Source organism: Limosilactobacillus reuteri, assembly GCF_020785355.1.
Lineage (GTDB): Bacteria > Bacillota > Bacilli > Lactobacillales > Lactobacillaceae > Limosilactobacillus > Limosilactobacillus reuteri_I.
Map to the genome: position 1 here is coordinate 1 of NZ_JAJGVH010000028.1, position 24,437 is coordinate 24,437.

The 24,437-nt window shown below is 36.9% G+C and carries 32 protein-coding genes; 5 read left to right on the forward strand and 27 right to left on the reverse strand.

Annotated features, from left to right (window positions below):
* The first annotated feature begins 576 nt into the window (after positions 1-576).
* Positions 577-1,224, forward strand: coding sequence for a VTT domain-containing protein (locus LMB56_RS00260; protein ID WP_229283789.1), 648 nt, complete (start codon positions 577-579; stop codon positions 1,222-1,224).
* On the opposite strand, the gene LMB56_RS00265 is transcribed toward LMB56_RS00260, so the two are convergent.
* The 15 genes from LMB56_RS00265 to ccpA all read right to left on the reverse strand — a co-directional run bounded on the left by LMB56_RS00265 (position 1,192) and on the right by ccpA (position 12,569).
* Positions 1,192-1,845, reverse strand: a complete 654-nt coding sequence (locus tag LMB56_RS00265) for a TIGR01906 family membrane protein (protein ID WP_229283791.1) — start codon at positions 1,843-1,845, stop codon at positions 1,192-1,194. The two genes, LMB56_RS00260 and LMB56_RS00265, sit on opposite strands and share 33 nt — an antisense overlap.
* On the reverse strand, positions 1,829-2,599 hold the full coding sequence (locus LMB56_RS00270) for a TIGR01457 family HAD-type hydrolase (RefSeq protein ID WP_003676001.1): 771 nt from the start codon (positions 2,597-2,599) through the stop codon (positions 1,829-1,831). The genes LMB56_RS00265 and LMB56_RS00270 overlap by 17 nt, the downstream gene beginning before the upstream one ends.
* Before the next feature lie 8 nt (positions 2,600-2,607).
* Positions 2,608-3,144 carry a YutD family protein gene (locus LMB56_RS00275; protein WP_153703610.1) on the reverse strand — a complete coding sequence of 179 codons (537 nt, stop codon included), beginning with the start codon at positions 3,142-3,144 and terminating at the stop codon, positions 2,608-2,610.
* A 20-nt stretch (positions 3,145-3,164) separates the two neighbouring features.
* Positions 3,165-3,773, reverse strand: a complete 609-nt coding sequence (locus LMB56_RS00280) for a metallophosphoesterase (protein ID WP_229283792.1) — start codon at positions 3,771-3,773, stop codon at positions 3,165-3,167.
* A 114-nt stretch (positions 3,774-3,887) separates the two neighbouring features.
* Entirely contained in the window at positions 3,888-5,084 is a 1,197-nt protein-coding gene (locus LMB56_RS00285) for an acetate/propionate family kinase (protein ID WP_229269312.1), read from the reverse strand.
* Positions 5,085-5,097: 13 nt separating this feature from the next.
* Complete coding sequence (locus LMB56_RS00290; RefSeq protein WP_324294714.1) at positions 5,098-6,108, reverse strand: class I SAM-dependent methyltransferase; 1,011 nt, start codon at positions 6,106-6,108, stop codon at positions 5,098-5,100.
* A gap of 237 nt (positions 6,109-6,345) precedes the next feature.
* On the reverse strand, positions 6,346-6,666 hold the full coding sequence (locus tag LMB56_RS00295; RefSeq protein ID WP_225355588.1) for a ComGF family competence protein: 321 nt from the start codon (positions 6,664-6,666) through the stop codon (positions 6,346-6,348).
* A 107-nt stretch (positions 6,667-6,773) separates the two neighbouring features.
* Positions 6,774-7,064 carry a hypothetical protein gene (locus LMB56_RS00300; RefSeq protein ID WP_019252890.1) on the reverse strand — a complete coding sequence of 97 codons (291 nt, stop codon included), beginning with the start codon at positions 7,062-7,064 and terminating at the stop codon, positions 6,774-6,776.
* On the reverse strand, positions 7,051-7,485 hold the full coding sequence (locus tag LMB56_RS00305; RefSeq protein ID WP_229283795.1) for a hypothetical protein: 435 nt from the start codon (positions 7,483-7,485) through the stop codon (positions 7,051-7,053). Before LMB56_RS00305 ends, LMB56_RS00300 begins: the two co-directional genes overlap by 14 nt.
* Entirely contained in the window at positions 7,482-7,793 is a 312-nt protein-coding gene (comGC, locus tag LMB56_RS00310; protein WP_003667658.1) for a competence type IV pilus major pilin ComGC, read from the reverse strand. The genes LMB56_RS00305 and comGC overlap by 4 nt, the downstream gene beginning before the upstream one ends.
* Positions 7,793-8,863, reverse strand: coding sequence for a type II secretion system F family protein (locus LMB56_RS00315; protein ID WP_229283796.1), 1,071 nt, complete (start codon positions 8,861-8,863; stop codon positions 7,793-7,795). The genes comGC and LMB56_RS00315 overlap by 1 nt, the downstream gene beginning before the upstream one ends.
* Positions 8,781-9,758 (reverse strand): competence type IV pilus ATPase ComGA, encoded by a 978-nt coding sequence (gene comGA / locus LMB56_RS00320; protein WP_229283797.1) that lies wholly within the window; start codon positions 9,756-9,758, stop codon positions 8,781-8,783. Before comGA ends, LMB56_RS00315 begins: the two co-directional genes overlap by 83 nt.
* 120 nt (positions 9,759-9,878) lie before the next feature.
* Positions 9,879-10,625 carry a YebC/PmpR family DNA-binding transcriptional regulator gene (locus LMB56_RS00325; protein ID WP_019252894.1) on the reverse strand — a complete coding sequence of 249 codons (747 nt, stop codon included), beginning with the start codon at positions 10,623-10,625 and terminating at the stop codon, positions 9,879-9,881.
* Between the two features lie 74 nt (positions 10,626-10,699).
* Positions 10,700-11,545: a hypothetical protein gene (locus LMB56_RS00330; protein ID WP_229283799.1), complete on the reverse strand. Its 846-nt coding sequence runs from the start codon at positions 11,543-11,545 to the stop codon at positions 10,700-10,702.
* A 13-nt stretch (positions 11,546-11,558) separates the two neighbouring features.
* Positions 11,559-12,569, reverse strand: a complete 1,011-nt coding sequence (ccpA, locus tag LMB56_RS00335; protein WP_153702623.1) for a catabolite control protein A — start codon at positions 12,567-12,569, stop codon at positions 11,559-11,561.
* A 160-nt stretch (positions 12,570-12,729) separates the two neighbouring features.
* Between ccpA and LMB56_RS00340 the strand changes: the two genes are divergently transcribed.
* Positions 12,730-13,830 carry a M24 family metallopeptidase gene (locus tag LMB56_RS00340; protein ID WP_229283800.1) on the forward strand — a complete coding sequence of 367 codons (1,101 nt, stop codon included), beginning with the start codon at positions 12,730-12,732 and terminating at the stop codon, positions 13,828-13,830.
* Between the two features lie 40 nt (positions 13,831-13,870).
* On the opposite strand, the gene LMB56_RS00345 is transcribed toward LMB56_RS00340, so the two are convergent.
* The gene (locus LMB56_RS00345) at positions 13,871-14,329 is read right to left on the reverse strand and encodes a hypothetical protein (RefSeq protein ID WP_019252897.1); all 459 of its coding nucleotides are present in this window, start codon (positions 14,327-14,329) and stop codon (positions 13,871-13,873) included.
* On the reverse strand, positions 14,322-14,762 hold the full coding sequence (locus tag LMB56_RS00350) for a DUF948 domain-containing protein (RefSeq protein ID WP_003666701.1): 441 nt from the start codon (positions 14,760-14,762) through the stop codon (positions 14,322-14,324). The genes LMB56_RS00345 and LMB56_RS00350 overlap by 8 nt, the downstream gene beginning before the upstream one ends.
* 142 nt (positions 14,763-14,904) lie before the next feature.
* Here LMB56_RS00350 and LMB56_RS00355 point away from each other — a divergent pair, with 142 nt between their 5' ends.
* Entirely contained in the window at positions 14,905-15,780 is an 876-nt protein-coding gene (locus LMB56_RS00355; protein WP_019252898.1) for a mechanosensitive ion channel family protein, read from the forward strand.
* Complete coding sequence (locus tag LMB56_RS00360) at positions 15,770-16,606, forward strand: HAD-IIB family hydrolase (RefSeq protein WP_020842961.1); 837 nt, start codon at positions 15,770-15,772, stop codon at positions 16,604-16,606. Before LMB56_RS00355 ends, LMB56_RS00360 begins: the two co-directional genes overlap by 11 nt.
* 106 nt (positions 16,607-16,712) lie before the next feature.
* Here the strand turns inward: LMB56_RS00360 and cbpB are convergent, their stop codons facing one another.
* The 4 genes from cbpB to murI are packed head-to-tail and all read right to left on the reverse strand — an operon-like array spanning position 16,713 to position 19,095.
* Entirely contained in the window at positions 16,713-17,156 is a 444-nt protein-coding gene (cbpB, locus tag LMB56_RS00365) for a cyclic-di-AMP-binding protein CbpB (protein ID WP_216577817.1), read from the reverse strand.
* Between the two features lie 15 nt (positions 17,157-17,171).
* A complete protein-coding gene (locus tag LMB56_RS00370) occupies positions 17,172-17,696 on the reverse strand; it encodes a metallophosphoesterase family protein (RefSeq protein WP_229283801.1) in 525 nt (174 codons plus the stop codon).
* Positions 17,697-17,699: 3 nt separating this feature from the next.
* Positions 17,700-18,290 carry an XTP/dITP diphosphatase gene (locus tag LMB56_RS00375; protein ID WP_122481846.1) on the reverse strand — a complete coding sequence of 197 codons (591 nt, stop codon included), beginning with the start codon at positions 18,288-18,290 and terminating at the stop codon, positions 17,700-17,702.
* A 1-nt stretch (position 18,291) separates the two neighbouring features.
* Positions 18,292-19,095, reverse strand: coding sequence for a glutamate racemase (murI, locus tag LMB56_RS00380; RefSeq protein WP_122481847.1), 804 nt, complete (start codon positions 19,093-19,095; stop codon positions 18,292-18,294).
* 154 nt (positions 19,096-19,249) lie between these two features.
* Here murI and LMB56_RS00385 point away from each other — a divergent pair, with 154 nt between their 5' ends.
* Positions 19,250-19,804 carry a YslB family protein gene (locus LMB56_RS00385; protein ID WP_167810067.1) on the forward strand — a complete coding sequence of 185 codons (555 nt, stop codon included), beginning with the start codon at positions 19,250-19,252 and terminating at the stop codon, positions 19,802-19,804.
* A gap of 54 nt (positions 19,805-19,858) precedes the next feature.
* On the opposite strand, the gene trxA is transcribed toward LMB56_RS00385, so the two are convergent.
* From trxA to LMB56_RS00415, 6 genes are all read right to left on the reverse strand, one after another.
* Positions 19,859-20,173 carry a thioredoxin gene (gene trxA, locus LMB56_RS00390; RefSeq protein WP_003666692.1) on the reverse strand — a complete coding sequence of 105 codons (315 nt, stop codon included), beginning with the start codon at positions 20,171-20,173 and terminating at the stop codon, positions 19,859-19,861.
* A 90-nt stretch (positions 20,174-20,263) separates the two neighbouring features.
* Positions 20,264-22,639: an endonuclease MutS2 gene (locus tag LMB56_RS00395; RefSeq protein WP_229283802.1), complete on the reverse strand. Its 2,376-nt coding sequence runs from the start codon at positions 22,637-22,639 to the stop codon at positions 20,264-20,266.
* 1 nt (position 22,640) lies between these two features.
* A complete protein-coding gene (locus tag LMB56_RS00400) occupies positions 22,641-23,177 on the reverse strand; it encodes a CvpA family protein (protein ID WP_003666690.1) in 537 nt (178 codons plus the stop codon).
* Positions 23,178-23,275: 98 nt separating this feature from the next.
* Entirely contained in the window at positions 23,276-23,572 is a 297-nt protein-coding gene (locus tag LMB56_RS00405) for a DUF1292 domain-containing protein (RefSeq protein ID WP_003666689.1), read from the reverse strand.
* Positions 23,573-23,581: 9 nt separating this feature from the next.
* Positions 23,582-24,025 (reverse strand): Holliday junction resolvase RuvX, encoded by a 444-nt coding sequence (gene ruvX / locus LMB56_RS00410; RefSeq protein ID WP_003666687.1) that lies wholly within the window; start codon positions 24,023-24,025, stop codon positions 23,582-23,584.
* Entirely contained in the window at positions 24,022-24,288 is a 267-nt protein-coding gene (locus LMB56_RS00415; RefSeq protein WP_003666685.1) for an IreB family regulatory phosphoprotein, read from the reverse strand. Before LMB56_RS00415 ends, ruvX begins: the two co-directional genes overlap by 4 nt.
* Positions 24,289-24,437 lie beyond the last annotated feature (149 nt).

The window sequence follows — 24,437 nt, forward strand, 5'->3', positions numbered from 1 at the left end:
TTCAAATCACATCGTGATTGAAGACCCTACACATTTGATTCGTCGAAACTTTGTTCAGTTTTCAAAGGTCTACCTGTTGGCTAATCAAGCAGCCAATCAACATATTTATTATAACATATATCAGATTAGCTTGTCAAGAAGAAATTTTAATTAATTTTGAATTCCTTTTGATTGATAACTCAATCAGCAACTTTATTAATATATCATGTCACCAAGTAGATGTCAACAATTATTTTTAACTTTTTTGTTAACCATCTCAACAGCACTTAACTGCTTTGACAACGATAACTACTATACATGGATTTCACTCCCTCGTCAACACTTTTTTTGATTTTTATTTATTTTTTCGTTTACTTTACCATTATTATGATAATAAACGTTATTCAGCCTTTTCAAAAAAAGGTGCAATGATCCTTTCGTCATTGACTATGAATGAACTAGTCTCACACGACTAATTATACTTACAATAAATATATTTTTTCAAAAATTATTAAAAGTTTTAAACGCCTCTTCACAACATTTTTCTATCTTGCTACACTTTAACAGTATTATCTTATTACACAAAGGAGAATTACTTTGGCAACTCTTATTGATTTTATATTACATATTGATGTTCATTTAATTCAGATTGTTAATCAATTTGGCGATGCGACCTATTTAATTTTATTCGCTATTATCTTCATTGAAACTGGTGCAGTCATAATGCCATTTCTACCTGGAGATTCCCTCCTCTTTGCTGCAAGTGCACTAGCTGCTGACCCACGTTATCATCTTAATATTTGGATTTTTATTTTTATTTTCTTATGCGCCTGTTTGGGTGGAGACTCCCTTAACTTTTTAATTGGTCATAAGATTGGGAAGAGTCTTTCTAACCATTCACTTTTTGGTAAATTAATTGATAAAGATAGTCTAGAACGTGCCGAAGTCTTCTTTGAAAAGCATGGTGCGCCGGCTATTATTCTCGCCCGTTTCATTCCGATCATTAGAACATTTGCTCCATTTGCGGCAGCAGGTTCTGGTTTCCCCTACAAGCAATTTATTCGTTATAGTATAATTGGCTGTGTTATCTGGGTAGCACTTTGTTGTGGATGTGGTTACTTCTTCGGTAATCTTCCGTTTGTTCAAGAACACTTCTCTGTCATCATTCTTGCAATTATTGTGGTTACGTTAATCCCAGCCGTTGTTGGAGCATTACGTTCGCGTTTTGTTAAAGAAGATGCTTAACATCAGCTTTATCCATCCCCAGATCAAAAGTAAGATTATCAATGTAAATCCTAACCATAATCCAAATAGTACTGTAAAAATTTTTTCAGGCATTAGTAATATGATTGGCGTTGTTCGTGGATCAAATAACCAATCCATATTGCTAAAAAAAAGATAATGGAATTTAATAAAAAAGGCATTGAAATTTGTTATTCCCATAAACCCACTAAAGAGCAACAAAATAAATAACATCTGAAACGGTAAGATCAAGCGCCAGAGCTGATTTTGCCGTTTTTGTTTTTTTAATCCAAATACTAACAACGGAATCGAACCCACCATCACAGCTTCATTCAATAAAATCAAATGCTTGACGTCTTTAAAATGATGAACCGCAGAAGGAGCAATTGGCAAATAATTTAGTTCGAGGGCTCGCTGGGTCGGAAACTGGATATATTTAATAACATTTCCATAATCGGTCATTAATTCAGAGGCAGATAATCCTAGGAGGTGCTTAGGAATTGTTATAAAAAAAGGTGAGATGTTAATAACGATAAAAAGAGCAATACTAATTGCAACAACTAAACTAAGTAGTGTCAATAAGATTGCTCTCCCCCATTGAATAAATTCAAATTTCCCATTCATCAAGATTATTCACCTTATATGTTGGCTGAATTTTTTCTTTTATAACTTCTTCTGGGCGCGATAAACCAGTATAAACTAATAAACTATCCATCCCAACGTTAATTGCTGCCTCAATATCAGTATGATAGTTATCACCAACCATAATTACCCTTTCTTTAGGCAATTTAACTCTTTCAAGTGCCATTTTCATAATTATTGCTTCTGGTTTACCAATCATCACAGGTTTCACTTGAGTTGCATATTCTACTAATTTTACAATCGACCCTGCTCCCGGTACCATTCCTCGCTCATTGGGCAAATTACTGTCAGCATTGGTCCCGATAAATTTAGCGCCATTTCGAATTAGCAAAACTGCTTTCTCAAGTTTCTCATAAGTAACACTTGTATCTAATCCTACAACGACATATTCAGGTTGATCATCAGTCAAGATAAAACCACGCTTTTCTAAAGCTAACTTTAATCCCGACTCACCAATAACATAAATTTTACTTTTTACTGGCGCTATTGACCGTAAATAGTCAGCAGTTGCGATTGCTGTTGTGTATATATTTTCCGCCGTAACATTAATATTATGATTTTCACGGAGGTTTTCAGCGACAAAATCTGGTGTTCTGGTACTATTATTTGTTACAAATAGGACCTCTTTTTTGGCATCTTGCAGTCGTTTGATAAATCTTCCGGCTGCTGGAATTTGCTTTTTCCCCTTGTAAGTAGTCCCATCTAAATCAATAAAATATCCTTGATAATCTTTCATCGTTTGCCTTAGCTCCTCTTTTTTCGTTGATGAATCACAAATTTTTGCCGATGACCGTTTTTTACACGTTCTGCACGCTGATTATGCCGTTGACGCACGTTCGGTTGTTTAACCTGCCGTCGCCGTTCATGAATGACTGGCGTAGTTTTCTTTCGACGCTGACGGTAACTGTGCCGTGGAATGCAAACATCATCATTGTGAAGGATAAAATACGCACAGCCAAAATTACAATACTCAAATAAATAATCTTCAATCGTATCAGTACCCAATTCTGGTTCAAATAAGGGATTATCATCATCATAAAAACCCTTTAAGCGTAATTGGTCATATCCCCAATCCCCAACGATATAGTCATATTTACTTAGGACACTGCTAAACCGTTCTGCGAATTTTTCTGAATTAAAACCGTCACGGTAGTCCTTTACTAATTCGTAGGGATGTCCATTAACGGTAAAATGTGTCTGGTCTTTTTTTTCAATATGATAGATTAAAGATCGTTGCTCTTCACGCTGATCAATATAATCTTGAATCTTAGCTCTATTCATCTTTTCCCACCTTCTTTTGATTATTTTTGTCCCGGATACTTTATAGTTTTCTTAACCACGATTTCTTCTATTTCATGAAAATTCAGCGGTGCTCCAAACTTAGGCCTATTTTCGAGATAGTCTAATTCAGGAGCGTCCACACCTACATTTATATTTTCTTTAATGGGAACAGAATAATGGTGAATATGGCCATGAAGGTTAATAATTTGCGGTGCTATTCCTAACATAAGCGGGTAATGAGTTAAGTAATATTGACGATGATTATATTTTAATAGTACCCCCACGTCATGAAACTGAAATTTAGGAAGTCCGTTAAACTCATAATTATTATTTTCTAGATACTTAAAAAGGGCGCGATTATCGTGATTCCCCTTTATCAGTATTAAGTGTCCATGTAATTGTAATAACACCTCAAGAATTGCTTGATAGGCATTTCGTTGAGGTTTAGTAAAGTACAGAGCAATGTCTCCTAAATGATAAACAATATCATTTTCACCAACCTTATCGTTCCAATTATTAATAATCGTTTGGTTCATCTCATCGACATTATTGAATGGTCTTGGTGCAAATTTATTCGTACCAAGGAGACTATCATGAAAAAAATGAGTATCTGACGTACAAAACTTCATAAAGAATCTTCTTTCTTAAAAAGGCAATATAGTTATCTTAAATTCTAAAATAAAAAGAGACTAGAGACAAACATTTCTTGTCAACTAGTCATCTTTTAGCGAATTATTTAGTGCTTAGTTATTTTTCTTTAAACGTTCAATGTCACGAACAATCATTAATTCTTCGTTAGTTGGAATTAACAATGTCTTAATTTTTGCATCATCAGCGGAAAGATCACGTTCAACACCATGGCAGTCGTTCTTTTCTGGATCAATCTTAATGCCAAAGTAGTCAAGCTTATCTGTGATCATCTTTCGTACTGGAACACTGTTTTCACCAACACCGGCAGTGAAGACAATGGCATCTGCGCCACCCATTTCAGCAATATATGCTCCAATGTAACGGACAATGCGGTTAACATAAATATCTAATGCAAGTTGTGCCCGGTCGTCACCCTTTTCAGCGGCTGCAAGAATATCACGCATATCTGGTGAGATACCAGAAATACCAAGTAAACCAGACTTATGGTTCAAAATATCAATCATCTCATCTGAGGATAAGTTTAATTTACCTTGCATAAAAGCAATTAAGGATGGATCAACATCCCCTGAACGAGTTGCCATTGTTATTCCTGCAACAGGCGTGAAGCCCATTGACGTATCAAATGACTTACCATTCTTTACGGCAGTGATTGACGCACCTGCTCCAATATGCATGGTGATTAATTTAAGCTCTTCAATTGGCTTGCCTAACATTTCCGCAGCACGTGCAGATACATAACGGTGACTGGTACCGTGAGCACCGTACTTACGAGCACCATACTTCTCATACCAGTCATAAGGCACACTGTACAATGCATTCATTTCTGGCATATCAACATGGAATGATGTATCAAAAACAGCAACCGCAAATGCATTAGGCAATACTTTACGGAAAGCTTTAATACCAACTAATTCTGCAGGCTCATGGAGTGGAGCATATTCTGACAATTCATCAATCTTGCTAATAACATCATCATCAATAATTGTTGAATCCTTAAAGAATTCCCCACCGGCAACGATTCGGTGACCTACTGCTGTGATTTCATCATAACTTGCCACAATCTTTAATTCAATTAACTTGTCTAACAAGTAATTAACTGCGGCAGCATGATCAGCAAATGGCTTATCTTCTTCATGCTTTTGACCATTACCATACTTAATCTTAGCATGACCCATCTTTTCACCAATACGTTCAATCGTACCTTCAGCTACTACATCTTCACTTGGCATATCAAATAATTTGAATTTAAGTGTTGAACTACCAGCGTTAACTGCAATTGTTTTTGACATTGACTTTTCTCCTTTAACGTAAATTCGTTGTTACCCATTTACTAATATCATCCATGAATGAAGCAAATTTTGCTTTATCCTTAAATGAAGGAAACTCACCCAACAAAACTTTAACTGCTTGTTTGCTATCTCCGCCCTGGCGCTGCAATAACAAAATTGATTTTTGCGCATTCGGATTAGCAAAAAGTTCTGCTGGTAAATTGATAAGTCCTTGTAAATAAGCAACAGACTGAATCCATTTAACAAATGATTGTGATTCTTTAGTTTGGAACAAGCTACTAGGCACTAAGAATACCCCAAATGCACCGGGCTTAAGATAATTCATAGATTGTTCAATCAACAAATGGTGAACATATGAATGACCCTCTTTAGCCCGTGTTTGATAGTTTTTGGCGTTTTCATCAAGCGGATAGTAACCAATTGGCAAATCAGAAATAGCTAAATCACATTGAGGAATATCCAAAGCAGTTACAGCATCTTGATGGTACAACTTTACATTAAGGTGTTGTAATTCTGTACTTACGCTCGCAACTTCCAACATATCTTCGTCATTATCTATTCCGTAACCAACGATGTCTTTATCTCCATTTACTTTAAGCTGATTCATAACAGTCGTTAATAAATTAGCTGTCCCAACGGCTGGATCAAAAACAGCCTTAATCTTCTTGATTTTTGTAACCTTTTCAATTAAGAAAGCCATGATTAAGCCAATTGTATCAGGAGTCATTTGATGATTAGCCTGAATTGCGTCTTTTCGAATTACTTTCAAAAAACTCAGCTGGATAATTTGCCGGATAATTTCTGGCTTCACATTTTGTAAATTTAATTCTTGGTATATTTTCTGCAATTCATTTACAGTTTTTTCATCAGGAACACCGTCATCAACACGAACAGTATTATTGTCAATAATATTTTCTGCGTTTTCTAATAGCGCATCTAAATACGAACAATTTAACGCTGCTTGTAAAATTTCGGTGGCCTTATCAAAAAGCTCAAATAATTGCTGTGGTGTTTTCTGTGTCAGTGCTAGTCGCCTCCAAATAATACAATCATTACCTTATTAGTTTAACTATTATTCCTAGCAAATTCAAGATAACACTCTCATTGACCTCTTAGATTATCTTTTATTTTATCAATATAAATTGAACTAAGGTCTCGTCCCATTTCCTGATAATTTTGATAATATCGATATTGAAACAATAAAATTGAACTAATTATAAGTAGGACGGCAATACTTACAAATAAAATAGAACCCTCTTTTTTATTTTGGTGGATAAAACTTAACAATTGCACTTGCTTTCTCTCCATCCTTCCTTGTCACCTTAATCAATACTCGTTGGGAATCAAGTTGCGTAAACGAGTATTCATGATTCTTAATGTTATCTAACAATGGCATATAACCACCTTTATTCTGACACGTTAGGTATAGAGCATGGTTTTCTCTTAATTCATACTTTTGATCAGTTGTCTGACTGTACAGTAATAACCAATTATCACGAACCTCCATTAATTCAAAACGATGATTGACCGATTCTAATTCCCGTAAAAACAAATGCCAAGTGATCGTTGATTCTAAGTTCATTTTACCTACTTGTCTCATGCTAGTAGTAACTAAACTTATATTGATAATCACTAATGAAGAAATAATTAATGCGCAAGTCGCTTCTATTAAAGTAAAGGCCCCCTTCTTCATTTTTCAACCCGACAAAGGCATCGATCATTATTATAAACAACCACCCTTTGGACCGTTGCTTTTGCGGTTAAATCACCACGGCTTAAAATAACTGGTTGCTTTTTAACCGCATATAAATCACTAGCCTCTTTTCCTAACCTCGTTGCGGCCATTTTTAGCTGAAGATTTCTATTTTGTAACCACAATTGTTTTTCGCAAATAAAAAATAAATTTATCCCCATTGCTACAACAAGTAAACTAACTAAACTATCTGCCATCATAAATGCTTTTGCTTTAGCGTTTCTCAATTCGGTATCCTCCCCATCCTAATTGAATCTTCATGTAGTAATAGCGGCTATCGATTAATGATTTAAAACGCTGGGTACAGGGACGCGTATAGCCATTTGGCGTAAGATAAAGTTCACCAAACCACTCAACATTCAGTGTCGAGGGAATAAGAATTTCTTTTGTTTCTCTTGTTTGATCATTTATGCGAAAAGTAATCATTTCGTTATTTTTGTCGTGGCGAATTACAACAAATTGATGTTTACTCTCACACTTTAATTGCGCCCACTGCCAATCTTGACGCAATGATTGCCAAAATTGTTCTTCAGCTATTTTTTGACGCGTTTTTGTAAAATTTGGAATTGTAATTAGTAAAAGGAGGGCCGCTATCCCTAAAACAATGATTGCTTCAAGAAACGTAAACCCTTCTTCTTGAAGATTCATCGCTGAATTGCCTTTCCATCAACAATTACAATTTTTTCATGATGGGCCTGCTGGACTTGCGCATCAGTCAGGTAATTTGCTTTATTCAATTCCTCTAAACTGACATTATCAGTTCCATTTTCATTTTCATATGCATCAATTTGGGTCTGAATTACAGATGTCATCGCTTTTCCATGGATACTATTAGCATGCTTTCGCTGTTGAGAGAGATTGGGCAACATGATCAATACTAGTAAGCTAATAATAAATAAGACGATTGACATTTCGAGTAAGGTGAAGCCTGATTGTTTTTTCTTTAAAATTTTCATTAGTAAACTCCTTGGAATGAATGATAAATTGGCAATAAGATACTAAGGTATAAACAAACAATTATGATTGCAATGATACTAAAAATAACTGGTTGAACAAAAATCAATAAATGCTCAATTGCAGTTGTAAGGGTCTTAAATTTTAAATTTGCGAAAACAATTAAGTCCCGTCCCATATTTTCTCTAGTTGCCCCCTTATTCATAAAAACGATTAATTCATTAGGGAGAAAAGAGTAGGTAGCCACCACTTCTGAAATATCTCCATCACGTTGAATAGTAGTCATTATTTTGTTACCAAAAATATAAAGAATTGATTTTCTATCAAAACTCTGGGTAATTTCACAAATTTCAGCCAACGACAATCCTTGTTGCAACATTGATCCTAATATACTAGTTAAATAATATTGAAAATAATAACAATAGCATTTACCGATTATCGGCATTGTACAGATCTTAATTAGCCGTTGTTCCCTATTCATTTGATGCCACCTTAGCCATTGAAATACGGCGCTAATGAAGATAACGGTAAAAAGATAAATTGCTCCTAACGTAATCATGTGAATCAGCGGTAAAGTTTGCCTCTCGCCTTGCCAGACTTTCAATTCTGGAAAAACAAACAAAATTAATCCACAAATCACCACCCCTAACATCCCTAAAAGAATTAGCGGATATTGCAGGAGACTAAATAATTTTTTTCGTTGCCGTTCTCGTGCTGTAAGTATCTTTCCTACTTCACTCAATGTTTTTGTTAAATTACCATGTTTTTCTGCTAATAGTAATTGATAAAACAAATCGTCTTTTACTTCTTGCTGTAGGCTCTGGGCAAAACTCGCTCCCTTTTGCATTCGTTTATCTATAGAAGCAATCCAAGGGGCTAGCTTCGGATTGACAGCCTTGATAAAACCAAGTGCTTCTTTGACAGAAGAGCCAACACTTAACAAATCTGCTAATAAAAGGAAAAAATTTGCTTGTTGCTGATGATTGAATTTAACCTTGTTGGTATTGACGTGCAGTATTCTCCGTAATTTCTCCATTTTCCACAGCCTGCTGAAGAGCTTTTGACCATTCATTAGACATTCCTCCTTTCTTGGTGCCATTGAGCAAATCACTAAATTGATGCCGATTTAACAGGTCACATAAGATGGCTTGTTCTCCATTCACCAACGGAATTAAACGCTGATAAGATACCGCCGTTAATACTTGCTGAAGATAATAAGAATCTATCCCTAATTGTTGAAGACGAGAAACAACGCCATAAGCATTTCGAGCATGGATAGTTCCCAAAACTAAGTGACCACTTAATGCGGCTTGGACTGACATAGCCGCTGTCTGTGAATCACGGATTTCTCCAATGATAAACACATCTGGGCGATGCCGTAATCCCAATTTTAATAAACTTTCATAGTCCATCCCCGCTAATTCATTTACTTGTAATTGAACAAATCCTGGATGATCAATTTCTACGGGGTCTTCAATTGTTAATACAATTTGTTTCGGTAATAACTGTCGAGCAAGCTGATACATGGTAGTTGTTTTACCAGCCCCCATTGGCCCGGCAAAAAGAATCAAACCTCTTTGTTGACGGTATTTCTGTAATATTTCCCACTGATGAGGAACTAAAAAATTAAACCTAATATCATTAAGAGGATATATAAAGCGAATAACTAATGATTCTCTCCCTTGATAATCACCAACACTTGACAAACGTAAATTGATCTTTTGATGATCATAAGTAAATTTAAAAGCACCTAGCTGGGGTCGTCGATGCTCACTAACTGCCATATTGGCGCAATATTTTAAGTATGAGATAAAACGTTGACCATAATCACGCGTAACCTGTTTAAAAGGAAATAGGGTCCCCTTTATCGCTAAGGATAATTGATAATACCTATCATGAGGTAAGATGTATAGGTCACTCGGTTGCTTGCGAATTATTCTTGTTAATTCTTCTTCAAAACTCGGCATATTTTAACCTCCCTATTATTTAAATACGGATAAATTCTAAAAATGCACTAAAAAATTTAAAACTAAAAAAAGAGGTTAAAAAGCGTTTTGCTTTTTAACCTCTCAATAACAATGATTGAATTATTCTTCATCGTCATCTTCGTCTGGTAAAATACCAGTTTCGTAAATATCAGCAACATCATCGTTTTCTGTTAATTCATCAATCAAATGACGGTATTGCTTTGCCTTATCTGCAGGTACCTCTGTCCGGTTTTGAGGGATCATGGTAACTTCAGCAGTATCTAATTCGTAGCCTTGTCCTTGAAGAGCATCACGAACATCTGTCATGCTACTTGGATCAGTGAAGATTTGGAACTTTTCTTCAGTTGCCTTCATATCCTCAGCTCCAGCATCTAAAGCATCCATTAACATATCATCTTCGCTCTTATCAAGACCATCACGAAGAATTTCGATTAATCCTTTACGGTCGAACATGTATGAAACTGATCCGCTAGCACCTAATGAACCGCCAGAGTGACTAAATGCTGAACGAACAGCAGATGCAGTCCGGTTCTTGTTATCAGTAAGAGCAGAAACCATTACTGCTACTCCACCTGGTCCATAACCTTCATAAGTAACTTCTTCGAACTTAGCTCCACCAATACCTGAAGCTTTAGCAATAGCACGGTCAATATTTTTCTTAGGCATGTTGGCCGCGTGTGCCTTATCGATTACAAGCCGTAATTGAGCGTTGTTCGCTGGATCAGGATCACCTGCTTTAGCTGCTTGGTACAAGTCACGTGAAATCTTTTGGAAAATCTTACCACGCTTAGCATCTTGGGCGTTCTTACGTCCCTGAATGTTATGCCATTTTGAATGTCCTGACATTACTGACTCCTCTTTTCTTTATTAATGTAATACAAACAGATAAATTTTAGCAAATATTCATCGTTAATTCAAGGTTATTGGCGAGGTTGCCATTTTCGTTTTACAAAGTGCAAAATAAATAACACAATACTAATGACAATCATCATCATTGAACCATGAAATCCAGTCTGCTGAAAATCATTGGCAACCTGGGAAATAAAGGGGCTTATGTCTGGTTGTCCTGCACCCATTTGAAGGGCAATCGCATGAATAGTCATAACGATTCCTGTATATAAAACAGTTCCCCACAAACAAATCCACCTAAAACTGCCAATTAAGTGATGCTGCCATAACCCCTTAAGAATCAATAGAACGAGGCTGATAATTGAAATCACTAAAATAATATTGACAACCGTTTTAGCAATTTTAATCCCATTAATTAACTGTGTAACTTCGGGAGTATTTAACTGACTGTTAACCATCGAATTAATGTTACCAGCAATTGCTGAAGAACTACCTGCTGGTAACATGGACGTCGACAAACCATATTGAGCTAGTTGAGAATTAACAGATGTGCCCACATTATTAACTATAGGTGATAGGTCAAGATTAATTTTTTCACCTGCATATACCTGATCAATTGCCTGGTTAATTAGCTTGTCAGTATCGCTTTTCTTTAAGACAGAAGTTGAAATCCCGTACTGAGTTAGACTACTGTTAACCTGACTTAACATAACTGATTCAAGCGACGAACTTGTAACTTCTTCTTTTACAAAGTTAACATTTAAGAGTGTCGAATTAATTAGTAATGTTAGCCCGAGTAAAGTCACACAGATTACACCCCATAAGCAGTATAGAAAATGACGCTTTTTCGGTGTTTCTTCTATTGGTTTCTCAACTTTTTCTTGTCGTTGTGCTCGCAATTCACTTCGGGTTGTCACAACAAATCACAACCTACTTACGAGTTGATTGGCGTTCAACAAAGCCATGATCTAAAATAACATTCTTTTCATCATCATTGCTGTCATCGCCATCCATTAATTTTGTCAACAACCGCATTGAAATGGCTCCAAGATCATAAAGGGGTTGAGTGATTGAAGTAATTGTCGGCCGGACAACCTTTGTATAATTAGTGTCATTGGAAGAAATTAGTTCAAAATCAGCTGGAACGCTAATACCAGCATCTGTAAGCCCATTTAAGAGCCCAGCAGCTAAACTATCATCTGTTACATAAGCAGCCTTTAAGCCATTTTCGATAACTTCTTGTGCCTTTGCATATCCTGCTTGATAAGACCCGTCCGTTTCAATTACTAATGAATCATTAAATGCCACATTATTATTTGCCAATGCTTCTTTATATCCATTGAGTCGGTCTTTACCATTAATTGAGTATCGTAATGGACCAGTAATATAGGCAACTTGTTGATCACCATGCTTTAGCAGAAATTCTGTCGCTTCTTTAGCGGCTGCTTGGTAGTTAATCCGAACGCTTGGTAAAGCATCATCATTAACAACAGAACCAGCTACTACAACTGGTGTATTTGTGCTTTCAAATTCATTTCGCAGATCATCAGAAACATCATGACCCATAAAGATAAGTCCATCAACCTGTTTAGCAAGCAGGCTCCGCACCACTTTTAGAATCTTTTCATCATCAGAATCAGAATTAGTTAAAATGATATTGTACTTATACATTGAAGCAACATCATCAATCCCCAATGCTAATTCCGCAAAGTATGGATCAGTTATATTAGGAATAACTACCCCGACAGTCGTTGTCTTTTTAGAAGCTAATCCCCGTGCAACTGCATTAGGACGATAATTAAGCTGCTTAATCACATCTAAAACTTTTTGTCTAGTTTCTGGCTTTACATTTGGATTGCCATTTACTACCCGTGAAACAGTGGCCATTGAGACACGAGCTTCTCGGGCAACCGTATAAATTGTTACTGATTGTTTTTCCATAAGATAGCCCTTTCTTTATTGGTATAATCTGTTTTCATATTTTTTCATAACCTAGTTAATATAGCAGATTTAGTTTTAATTAGCAAACGTTCTTCATTATTTTTTTACTTTCATAACAATATGTTATAATATTCGCAATCTTTTTTAGGAAGTGAATGCAGTGACAAAACTTAATCAATTACAAAGTGCTCTTACTGAAAAGGGATTAGATGCTGCTTATATTAGTGATCCAATGACCATTAATTACCTAACTGGTTTCTACAGCGATCCAGTAGAACGGGTATTAGCACTAGTCCTTTTTGCCGATAGTGAGCCATTTCTGTTTGCCCCAGCACTTGAAGTAGAAGCAATAAAGGATACTGGTTGGAAATATCCGGTATATGGGTACTTAGATCACGAAAAACCTTTTGAGCTTATTGCTGAACATATCAAAAATCACGCTGGTTCACCAATTAACTGGGGAATTGAGGGAGAATCACTAACTGTTGACCGTCTTCGTGCCTTAGAAGAAGTCCTCCCTAATGCCCATTTTAATACTGATCTCTCTCCTTTGATAGCAAAAATGCGGATGATTAAAAGCGATGATGAGATCGCTAAGTTAAATGAAGCCGGAAAATGGGCTGATTTCGCTTTTAAAGTAGGATTCGAATCAATTCAAATTGGTAAAACAGAACAAGAAGTTGCTGCCGATTTAGAATACGCTCTTAAACAACATGGGATTAATAAAATGAGTTTTGATACTCTAGTTCAAGCTGGTCCTCATGCTGCCGAGCCTCATGGAGCTACCTCTAGTAATAAGATCCAAAATAATCAGCTCGTCCTCTTTGACTTAGGAACAATTGTTGATGGCTATATTAGTGATGCTTCCCGAACAGTGGCTGTCGGAAAGTTAAATGACAAACAAAAAGACATCTACAAAGTATGTTTAGAGGCTCAATTGGCCGCTCAAAATGCTGCGAAGCCGGGAATGACTGCTGAAGAATTAGATAAGATCGCTCGTGATATCATTACTGCAGCTGGTTATGGCGAATACTTTATTCACCGCCTCGGGCACGGAATGGGTAGCAGTGAACACGAATTTCCATCAATCATGGAAGGAAATCAGCTAGTTCTTGAACCTGGCATGTGCTTCTCTATTGAACCAGGCATTTATATTCCAGGTTTTGCCGGCGTCCGGATTGAAGACTGTGTTCATATTACAGAAGATGGTTGCGAACCATTTACGCATACAACTAAAGAATTGCTAACTTTCCCTCATTAAAATAAAAAAGCTGAGATGTTTCTCAGCTTTTTTATTTTACTTATTTATCGGCTGTCTTAGCGTCATCTTGACCTGCTTCATCGTCTTCAGTAGATGCTGGCTTTTGATCACTAGTAGCATCGATAATAATATCGTTATTATCTTCATCTGCTTCTTTATTCTTCGCTAATTCCTCACGAATATCAGCAGTTTGCTTATCAAAGTCATCATTAGTCATATGATTAACTACTTTATTAGCGCTATCTTTTACTTTACCCTTAACATTATTAACAGCATCCGCAGCGCCACTCACCTTATCGTTCAAGTTAGAATCACTCATAAGATCATCAACAATGTCTAATGCGTCTAAGGTGTAATCAGTCACATAATCAGCAACTTTATTAATCTTTTCATCAACGCTTTCTTTCAATGCTTCTTTTTTAGCTGGTGCCATTTTCTTCCATGCAGCATATGTTGCAGCTCCACCTAATAATATCCCAGCAAGTAACTTTTTACTCATTATTTGTCATTCCTTTCTTTTGCTTCCGATGCTGTCTAAATTTGTTGAAAGCATCTAAAACAAGTGTCTTTCCTGCAAACTTAAAAATACTCCGGTCAAATTGTCGTTTCTCGCGGTGCAGCCGGGCTTTCTCGACCATTTCTTGAAGTGAAGCATTCACCTCTGAAACACTCTGACTTACATCTGCAACTGCTTTAACCGCTGGATCTAGTTGTTCTGATTTATGGTTAATATCGTCTAACAATGTATTCGTGTTACTTAGCACGTCCTCCATTTCTTGGCTAAGATAATGAACATCCCGCGTTAAAGTTGTAATACTTTTATTTGTTTCTTTCATCGTCTTACTCAATTGATTCAACAGGATACATGCAAAAATGACTAAGATTAGGAATGCGATTGCCGCAATTAACCCTGCCAACTGGCCAAAAGTCATCTGATAATCCCTCCTTTAGTTTTCAAAATACTTATTCAATACTAAGAATATCATAAAACAAATAAAAACGATAATCTAGTGTAGTCGACAGAAGCTTGTCTTCCCTGTTAAAATATTTATTAGTATTTTTTAGGAGGTTATTATGATCACTGGTGCCACTTCACTTACATCAAAACAAACGGAACAATTAAAAAAAGCTTTTACAGATTTATCCTGGCACGAAATTTCACAACAACTTTTAAGTAAATTTCTTTTAATTATCGTTACGTTTGTCTTATTTTTAATACTTTTATGGGTAGGACGAGTTATCATTGTCCACCTTTTTCAAGAATCAAAAAAATACAATGTACTAAAAAATAGCAATCGAATGGCAACGGTAAAAGCCCTTGTCTTAAACATTTATCGTTATACTTGTTATTTTTTCTTATTGTACGCTATATTATCAGAAATTGGCGTTCCAGTGGGTACTCTAATTGCTGGAGCCGGAATTTTTAGTTTAGCATTGGGGCTTGGTGCGCAAAGCCTTGTTAGTGATATTGTGACTGGATTTTTCATCCTACTTGAGCAACAATTAGACGTCGGCGATACTGTCCAAATCGGTCAAATCAAAGGAACAGTAACTGCTCTTGGTATTCGTACTACGCAAGTTACTAGTTCCGATGGGACACTTAATTTTATTCCTAACCGTAACATTACCATTGTGCAAAATCTTTCGCGAAATAATATGGTTAGCAACGTTGATATTCGGATTACTTCAAAAACCCCTCTTAGCAAGGTAGAAGAAATCGTTACGCAAGTTAATAAAAAGCTAGTGCCACAAACAAAAGCACTACAATTAAAACCAGTTATTGTCGGACCAGTCGTTACCCCAGACGGTGCGCTCGTTTTTCGCGTGACGATAACAGCAGTCAGCGGAAAACAATCAACTGTTGCTAGTCACTTTTTGGCGGCATATCTTAAAGAATTACGAACGAATAATATTCCAATTGCCTGGGAGGGAGCACCTAATGAGTATTAAATTAATCGCTACTGATATGGACGGAACCTTTTTACGAGATGACCATACTTACAATCATTCTTTATTTGCAAAGGTCTTTCGTCAACTTGAACGCCATAATATCTACTTTGTCGCTGCTAGCGGATCCAGTTTTCCACGGTTGCAACGAGAATTTAAAGACTACACCGCCAAGATGGGATTTATTTCGCAAAACGGTTCAGTTATTCATTTAGGAAGCAAATTATTTAAATCTTTTCCTATTAATCAAGAATCTTTAGCCCGGGTTATTCATGTCCTTGACCGTTTCTATGGTCCGCAAGATATTAATCAATTAGTAATCTCTACTAGTGAAAAATCTTATGTCGATCAGGGGATGAGTGCTCATGATTTCAATATCGTGAAACTTTTTTATGAAAATGTGGAGCGCATTCCTGATATCCGGCAGATTTTCACTCAACGACCAACTGAAAATTTTACCAAGATATCGATTAATTTTGCTAACCATATCGATCTTAAAAAAGTTGCAACAACCTTAGATGGTTACTTACCGCCATCTTTAATCATGGAAAATTCAGGCTTTAATACTGACTTAATCGGTAATGCTGCTGCAACTAAACAAAATGCTCTTTCCCTTTTGCAGTCCCACTTTAATTTAAAGGCAAATGAAATTGTTACGTTTGGTGACAATGAAAATGACCTCGGGATGTTAGCGATGACGAGTCAAAGCTACGCAATGCAAAATGCACAACCAATTATTCAAATGCAAGCTGCCCACACCACCACAATTGATAATAATCATGATGGCGTCTTGCAGACTATTATCCAATTAATTAAAAATGAACGATAAAAAGAGGCCTCCAACATTCGGTTTTACCGGGCGCTGGAGGTCTCTGTTGTACTGCGCTATTTGTTTTTTATGAGAGTAACTCGACTTATGTCACAACTACTTTTCATTATTTCCCAAAAGTATGCATTGTATAATTGACCGCCTTTAATACTTCACGACGCGTCACAATTCCGCAAAAGTAATTATGATCGTCCACCACCGGTAAAAATGACTGATCAATTAAGAGGTGTAAATTTTCTTCGATATCAGTTGGATCTTGGATAACCGGCGCATCGGTTTGCATCACATCCCTGACCGTTAATTCATTTAAGCGTTCCACATTGATCCGCTTTGTCTCCAATAATTGGTCAGTAATCATTGCCAAAGAAATCTGACCGCAATAATGGTTTTTATTGTCAACCACAATAATTTTAGCGTACCGATCCTTAGTAAGCACTAAGAATGCATGATCTAAACTATTACTTTGGTTTACCGTCGCGACTAAACTAGCGGGGATCATAAACTTCTGCTTATTTTTCAGCAATAAAGTCCGTAAACGCTGATCAATCACAAAAAATACACTCCTTTATTTTTGACGACTGAATTCACAATGTAATCCAGGAACAGCTTCCATCTGACGGTTATAATAATCAACAATAAACCGCTCAGGCTGCGCATCAATAATTGCAAAAGTTCCCCCGAGTTTAGCATATTCACCACGAGGAAAACTGATGCTCCCAGGATTAATTATTAGCATTTGATGATCGTAAACGGCTCCTAATTGATGAGTATGCCCATAGCACACAATAGAAGCTCCCTTTTCTTGTCCGGTAAGCATCAGAGGGGTCAGAGAAAAATTGACCCGCTGTAAATGACCATGAGTTAGATAGAGCTGCTCTTGCCCAGCATTAATTACCAACTCATTAGGATACGACAAACCATAATCATTATTCCCCTTCACTGCTTTAAAATTGCTCATTGGTTCCTGATCAGGAGCTAATTCTGAATCGCCGCAGTGAATCATTAGTTCAACCTGATCCCCCATTTTTTGAACAATCTCTGTCAAAATTTTTTCTTCTCGATGGTTATCACTCACAACTAATATCTTCATTTTCTATTTCCACCAATCATTAAATTGCTTCATAAATGACCGTAATGCTCGTCCCCGATGGCTAATTTGATTCTTTTGGCCTGCTGTTAACTGGGCCATTGATTTGCCTAATTCATCGACATAAAAAAGCGGGTCATAGCCAAAACCGTTTTCTCCCGTGAGTTGATGAAGAATATGACCATCAACTCGACCATTAGCAACTAGTTTTGTCCCATCAGGCTTAATCCCGACGATGGTAGTATGGAAGTGAGCAGTCCTTTTTTCATCAGGTACCCCATTTAATGCCGATAAGAGTTTAGCATTATTAGCAGCATCGTCATGATCACCAGCATACCTTGCTGAACGTACCCCTGGAGCACCTGCAAGGGCATCAACCATTAATCCCGAATCATCCGCCATAACAGGTAATTGAAGTTCATTAGCAGCTGTAGTGGCTTTAATTGTTGCATTTTCTTCAAATGTTTTACCATTTTCATTAATTGCTATTGGTGCAAAATCGGCTAATGTTTTTACTTCAATTCCTAGGGGAGCAAGCATCTCTTGGTATTCACGCGCTTTCCCAGCATTCTTTGTTGCAATTACGATTGTTTTCATTTTAACCTTCCTCGTTTAATTGAATATGTGCACACTTACTGTAGCCATTTGGTAACCATTTTTGCGCACCAGCAACCAAGTCTTTAACATCTCCCGTTGAATAAACGTCGATACTTGATGTTAAATCATCACTTAGTTGATTTCCACTAGTTAACAATTCCTTTGCCTGTCTGATTGTTTCAAATGCAGGATCAATTAACTGAACATTAGATCCCAATTTATTATGAATTTCTTTTTGTAAAAACGGAAAATGGGTGCATCCAAGGATCAAAGCTTCAATCGATTGATTATCAAATACTTTTAATTCAGCATCAACAGCTTTTTGTGCTTCAGTTGTCCCTGTTTGCCCATGTTCAACAATTGGGACCAGTGGTTGTGCAGAAGAACTGATAACTTTTAAAGTAGGATTGAATTTAGCTAACGTTTTAGCATAGGCGCCATTTTTAATAGTGGATTCGGTGCCGATTACCCCAATTTTTTTATAATGATGTTGGGTAGCAGCCATGGCTCCTGGTTCAATTACCCCAATTACTGGAATTGGTAATTCATTTTGAAGAAGTTGAAGAGCTGCTGCAGTCGCGGTATTACATGCAATTATCATCATTTTTACATCTTGTTTTAACAAGAATTTTCCAATGCGTAATGCTAATTGCTGAATCTGTTCTTTTGTCTTAGTTCCATATGGAAAATGCCCTTGGTCCCCCACAAAAATTACAGATTCTTGGGGCATTTGTTCACGAAGTACACGAATTACAGATAGGCCGCCTAACCCTGAATCCATAACCCCAATTGGTCGTTTATCCATTCTCTTCACCTCGTTAATTCATTAAAACGTTTAAAACCTTGAAACTATATTATCCGTTTCTCCATAAGATTTTGCAAGTTTTTCAGGTTTAACCCTATTAAGATCTTGAAATTTAAGTATAATAATAATGATTGTTAAAAAGGAGCGAGTGGATATGAGTCAGAAATTATATAATCAGTTAATAGCCGGTCATCAAGGACTAGGGGCTGGGACAATGCGTGACGTGATTTTACCAGCCATCCTAGGTAAAGAAACCGATGAGATGCTATATTGGATTGGTAAAGATCTCGCTCGAGTATATCCTGTTGCTACAGCCGAGGATCTAGTCTATCTCACTAATCAACTTGGCTTTGGCCGTTTAGCTTTACGTAAAAAAAGCAATACTTCTCAAGTGTGGCGGCTATCAGGGGTAATTGTAAAGGAACGGATTCAAAGAGACGAAGAGGAAACCTCCTTTGGTTTAGAGTGTGGTTTTCTTGCTCAAGAAGTAGAGTTTCAACTTGGAACGGTTGCAGAGGCAAAGATCTTTGACCGGCACCGTGATTATGTTGATATTTTGATTCAAAACGATCCACAAAGTTCAGCTGATAATGAACGATCTGAGATGGTAACATTCATTACTGTTAATCGCCCTGACGAAAAAGAAGACGCCCCAAAAAAAGAAACTCGTCATTCACTACTAAAGCGACGAAAAAAAGATAAAAAATAAGTTTAAAATACGAAAAAGCTGGAAGAAAACAAAAAGTTTTTCTCCAGCTTTTTTCTAATCAACATATTGTTGTAAAATTTGCTTTAATTGATCTTCACTATGGTAACCAATGATTTGGTCTACTACCTTACCATCTTTCTTAACCATTAATGTAGGGATACTCATAATCCGGAATTTTTGTGCAGTTTCTGGATTTTGGTCAACATCCATCTTAAAGAATTTAATATCGGGCATCTTATCAGATAGTGCATCGACTACTGGTGATTGCATCCGACAGGGACCACACCAAGTTGCCCAAAAATCAATTAAATCGACACCAGTTGCAGTATCTTGTTCAAAGGTTTGATCTGTAGTTACGTTTACAGCCATCTTCAATTCCTCCTTTGTTTTTCTTAACGCTATTCTAACAAATCACTTCTTAAATGTCATTTAAGTTGCTTACTTTTTTATAGTAAGTAATTATAAATTAACAATTGTTGCTCCATCCCCACCAGCATTAGGGGAAGCATAAGAGAATGATTTAACTCGTGGATTGCTTTGCAAATATTGTTGCGTTCCCTTACGAAGAGCACCAGTTCCTTTTCCGTGAATAATTGTTACCGTTGAAAGATTATTCAACAATGCATGATCAATAAAGTTACTTAGCTCACTCATCGCTTGTTCATAGCGATGCCCACGTAAATCAAGACGGGCCGAGGTCTTTCGTGTTTGTGTCGTTCTCACAGCAGCCCGTGGTCGCCGCCTTGCATCTTTTTCTCGTGGGAGATCTTTCTTAGCTACTTTTTCAAGATTATTCTCATCAATTTCCATTTTAAGAATCCCAATCTGAACTTCCCACTTGTGATTTCCCCGCTTAGATAAAAGTTCTCCATATTGACCATAAGATTTTACCAAGACTGCATCACCTTTATGCAAATCATGCTTTTGCTTAGCCCGTTGTAATACAGAATTATGTTGTAACCGTGGATTATCACGATGAAGAGCGTTTAATTGCCCTTGTGCATCAATTAATTCATTTTCTTTTACATTTCCGCCCTGTTGAACTTCTAACTGGCGCAAATGATGAATAATTCGGTCAGCCTTTTTCTTCGCCATCGAAACTTGATGATTGGCCTTTGAACGTGCTTGTTCATATAACTTATCACGCTGTTCATTAAAGCGGGTAAGTTTCTCATCAAGGTCACGCTGAACTTTTTCGTTTTTGGCTACTAGTTTTGCTAGCCTTTCACTTTCTTCGCGGGCTTTTTTCCGTTGCTCTACTAAATCACCAATCATATTGTTAAGGTCTTGACTATCATCACTAACAAATGTCCGTGCTTCATCAATAACCTGGGGATTAATTCCTAATCGCTGAGCAATCTCTAATCCATTCGACCGCCCAGGAATCCCTAGCAGTAATTTATACGTTGGCTTAAGAGTTTCTTGATCAAATTCCATACTAGCATTAATCGTCTTAGCACGATCATAGCCATAAACTTTGAGTTCAGGATAGTGGGTTGTAATTACAACCATGGTTCCTTTACTGCCAATATTATCAAGAATTGCCATTGCTAAAGCAGCCCCTTCTTTGGGATCAGTTCCAGCACCAAGCTCATCTAGAAGGACTAAGCTACGACTTGTAATTTGTTCAAGAATGGCTTTTACTCCATCCATATGACCAGAGAAAGTACTTAGATTTTGTTCCAATGATTGTTCATCACCGATATCCGCAAATACATTATCAAAGATTCCAATTGTACTGCCTTCTTCTGCGGGAATAAACAAACCAGATTGTCCCATTAACTGGATAATTCCCAAAGTTTTAAGCGTAATGGTTTTACCACCAGTGTTGGGACCGGTAATAATAATCGCTTGGTAATCTTCCCCAATCTTAATATCATTTGTCACTACTCGCCGGGGATCAATCAAGGGATGGCGAGCTTTCCGTAATGAAACATGATTTTCTTTGCTTAAGAGCGGTAACGTTGCCTTAGTATCATGTGCCCAGCGTGCCTTGGCATTAATAAAGTCAAGGTGTCCAAGAATTGCTTCATTCTGGCCAATATCATGCCGGTAAGGAGCAATCATTTGTGATAATTCAATTAACACCCGTTGCATTTCTTGCCGTTCTTCTATTTGCGCTTGTCGTAACCGATTATTGGTCTCCACAACGGCTGCAGGTTCAATATATAATGTTTGTCCACTAGCACTTTGGTCATGAACAACCCCACCAAATTTATTTCGGTAGCGAGCGATTACTGGAATTACATAGCGGTCATTTCGCATTGTGACAATCGGGTCACTTAAGTATTTCGCATTTTTCCCGCGAGTATACCTTTCCATTTGTTGGTGAATTTCTGTTTCCGTTTGGGTAATTAATTGCCGGATACCATGGAGTTTAGCTGATGCCTCATCATTTATCCGTCCATCAGGATCAATCGAACGAACTAGCCGCTGGGTAATTGAAGGAATTGTAACTAGGCGGTCAACTTGGGTAATTAAAACCCGTAGTTTAATTTTTTTCTCCCGCATCTGATCAAAAAAGTTTTTTACACTCATACTAGTTTGCAGCACTTTAGTAATTTGAGCTAATTCCGTACCGTTCAGATTTGCCTTAATTTTCAAACGTTTCAATTGCGGTTTGATATCAGCTAGTTGCGGAATAGGAATCCCATCTTCTAATCTTAAAATATCGGCCCCATCAGTAGTTTCTGTCAAAAGTTCTTTGACTGCCTCATAATCAGTCTGTGGAACAAGCTGCGTCAATTCGCGACGACCAGCGGCAGAAACAAGGTATTGTGCCAGTTGTCCTTTTATTCGATCAAATTCTAATGTTTCTAAAATTTTGTTATTCATTTTATCCCCCCTGTACTAGCGTATCAATTACTAAATGCGCTATTCCTGGTGTTTGATTAATCATAAAACGTGCTAGTTCTGAGTTTGCTATTTGCATTTGCCACCAACCAGCTGGAAATAATTGCATAATTAGTAAAACAACGTAAATAATCAAATAGCCAATCAAAAATGAGATTAAGCCACCCGCAATTTTATCAACTGTCCCCACCACTGGAATCCTCTTTATCCAGTTTAACTGACGAATGCCCCAGTGACAAAGAATTGAAACAATTGTAAAAATTATCATAAATGCAATCCCATTATAAAAGAAAAGATTACTATTTACATTTGCAAGCAAGCTCTCGGAAAATGTTGCTGGAGTTCCAATACTTGGTAATAACGATTTTAACCAGCCACCAATTAATTGGGCTCCTTGGCGAGCAACGATCCAAGCTACTATATATGTCCCCAGCATTAACGTCATTGTCAATAATCCGCGGCGATGACCATTAATAAAGCACCCCATTAAAATCAAAATAATAAAGGTTGTTAAAATCATCCTAATGATCCTTTCATTCTGCCTGTAAAGAAAAAGGACTGTGACAAATGTGTCTACAGCTCCCTTTTGTTAATATTTTATTTATCCGGTAATTTTAACTAGGCCTTGAAATTACCATCATTATCAAGGAAAGTATTTAATACTTCTTCAACCATGTCCCATTCCTTATCATCTTCAATTGGAACAAGGTCCTGTCCATCGTTATCTTCATTATCAGCTATAATGTAAGCTTGAATGTCAACGGAATCGTCATTTTCTTGTTCCGCTGGATAGATAAAGATATATGATTTGCCATAATCATCAGAATCAAACGTAAACAATTCCTTAAATAATTGTTCATTACCATTTTCATCAATTAATGTAATCATGTCTTCGTTATTTTCTTGTTTACTCATTTTAATACCTCATTTTAGCTTATTCACAAGGCGGCCATGGCGATCCAAATAGCTTTGTAAAATGAATGTTGCTGCAACTTCATCGATAACTTTTTTCTGCTTAGCACGTGAAATGTCCGCTTCTTCAACTAGCATTCGGTGTGCCTCAACCGTCGTTAAACGTTCATCTTGAAAGTCAATAGGAATATCTGGAAAACGTTGTTGTAATAGCTTGCCATAGTGCTGAGATGCTTCAACACGAGGACCTTCTGTATTATTCATATTTTTAGGAAGGCCAATTACAAACCCAGCTACCTGTTCTTTTTTCACTAGCTCGGCAACACGATCAATCCCAAAAATTTCGTTTTCTTCATCAATTGGAATAATCTCAACTGCTTGGGCCGTCCAACCGAGAGGATCGCTTACGGAAATACCAACCGTCTTAGAGCCAACGTCTAATCCCATTAATCTCATTTAGTTTCACCGTTATTCTTTAGGTATGACCGAACAAGCTCTTCAATAATTTCGTCACGTTCATGTTGACGAATCAAGTTACGTGCATCATTCAAACGCGGAATATAAGCTGGATCACCAGATAAAAGATAACCGACAATTTGATTAATCGGGTTGTATCCCTTTTCTTCTAATGATTCATAAACCGTCTTTAATGTTTGCTTAATATCTTCTTGACGTTCTTGACCGAAATCAAAGAACATCGTTTTATCATTTGTAGCCATCAATCGTCACCTCCAGATATTCTTTTCAACCATCAATTTTACTATATTCTTATTAAAATCACAATTTACATTTGTCAATTGTAAGTAAACAGTAATATTAGTTTTATCTTAAACTACAGGTTTTATATTATAGCTGATAATAGCGTTTC

Coding starts and splice junctions, on each gene's coding strand:
- LMB56_RS00265 (WP_229283791.1), bottom strand. CDS start 1,845: ATGAATGGGAAATTTGAATTTATTCAATGGGGGAGAGCAATCTTATTG.
- LMB56_RS00270 (WP_003676001.1), bottom strand. CDS start 2,599: ATGAAAGATTATCAAGGATATTTTATTGATTTAGATGGGACTACTTAC.
- LMB56_RS00275 (WP_153703610.1), bottom strand. CDS start 3,144: ATGAATAGAGCTAAGATTCAAGATTATATTGATCAGCGTGAAGAGCAA.
- LMB56_RS00280 (WP_229283792.1), bottom strand. CDS start 3,773: ATGAAGTTTTGTACGTCAGATACTCATTTTTTTCATGATAGTCTCCTT.
- LMB56_RS00285 (WP_229269312.1), bottom strand. CDS start 5,084: ATGTCAAAAACAATTGCAGTTAACGCTGGTAGTTCAACACTTAAATTC.
- LMB56_RS00295 (WP_225355588.1), bottom strand. CDS start 6,666: ATGAACTTAGAATCAACGATCACTTGGCATTTGTTTTTACGGGAATTA.
- LMB56_RS00305 (WP_229283795.1), bottom strand. CDS start 7,485: ATGAATCTTCAAGAAGAAGGGTTTACGTTTCTTGAAGCAATCATTGTT.
- comGC (WP_003667658.1), bottom strand. CDS start 7,793: ATGAAAATTTTAAAGAAAAAACAATCAGGCTTCACCTTACTCGAAATG.
- LMB56_RS00315 (WP_229283796.1), bottom strand. CDS start 8,863: ATGAATGGTCAAAAGCTCTTCAGCAGGCTGTGGAAAATGGAGAAATTA.
- comGA (WP_229283797.1), bottom strand. CDS start 9,758: ATGCCGAGTTTTGAAGAAGAATTAACAAGAATAATTCGCAAGCAACCG.
- LMB56_RS00325 (WP_019252894.1), bottom strand. CDS start 10,625: ATGTCAGGACATTCAAAATGGCATAACATTCAGGGACGTAAGAACGCC.
- ccpA (WP_153702623.1), bottom strand. CDS start 12,569: ATGGAAAAACAATCAGTAACAATTTATACGGTTGCCCGAGAAGCTCGT.
- LMB56_RS00345 (WP_019252897.1), bottom strand. CDS start 14,329: ATGAGTAAAAAGTTACTTGCTGGGATATTATTAGGTGGAGCTGCAACA.
- LMB56_RS00350 (WP_003666701.1), bottom strand. CDS start 14,762: ATGACTTTTGGCCAGTTGGCAGGGTTAATTGCGGCAATCGCATTCCTA.
- LMB56_RS00355 (WP_019252898.1), top strand. CDS start 14,905: ATGATCACTGGTGCCACTTCACTTACATCAAAACAAACGGAACAATTA.
- LMB56_RS00360 (WP_020842961.1), top strand. CDS start 15,770: ATGAGTATTAAATTAATCGCTACTGATATGGACGGAACCTTTTTACGA.
- LMB56_RS00370 (WP_229283801.1), bottom strand. CDS start 17,696: ATGAAGATATTAGTTGTGAGTGATAACCATCGAGAAGAAAAAATTTTG.
- LMB56_RS00375 (WP_122481846.1), bottom strand. CDS start 18,290: ATGAAAACAATCGTAATTGCAACAAAGAATGCTGGGAAAGCGCGTGAA.
- murI (WP_122481847.1), bottom strand. CDS start 19,095: ATGGATAAACGACCAATTGGGGTTATGGATTCAGGGTTAGGCGGCCTA.
- LMB56_RS00385 (WP_167810067.1), top strand. CDS start 19,250: ATGAGTCAGAAATTATATAATCAGTTAATAGCCGGTCATCAAGGACTA.
- trxA (WP_003666692.1), bottom strand. CDS start 20,173: ATGGCTGTAAACGTAACTACAGATCAAACCTTTGAACAAGATACTGCA.
- LMB56_RS00395 (WP_229283802.1), bottom strand. CDS start 22,639: ATGAATAACAAAATTTTAGAAACATTAGAATTTGATCGAATAAAAGGA.
- LMB56_RS00400 (WP_003666690.1), bottom strand. CDS start 23,177: ATGATTTTAACAACCTTTATTATTTTGATTTTAATGGGGTGCTTTATT.
- LMB56_RS00405 (WP_003666689.1), bottom strand. CDS start 23,572: ATGAGTAAACAAGAAAATAACGAAGACATGATTACATTAATTGATGAA.
- ruvX (WP_003666687.1), bottom strand. CDS start 24,025: ATGAGATTAATGGGATTAGACGTTGGCTCTAAGACGGTTGGTATTTCC.
- LMB56_RS00415 (WP_003666685.1), bottom strand. CDS start 24,288: ATGGCTACAAATGATAAAACGATGTTCTTTGATTTCGGTCAAGAACGT.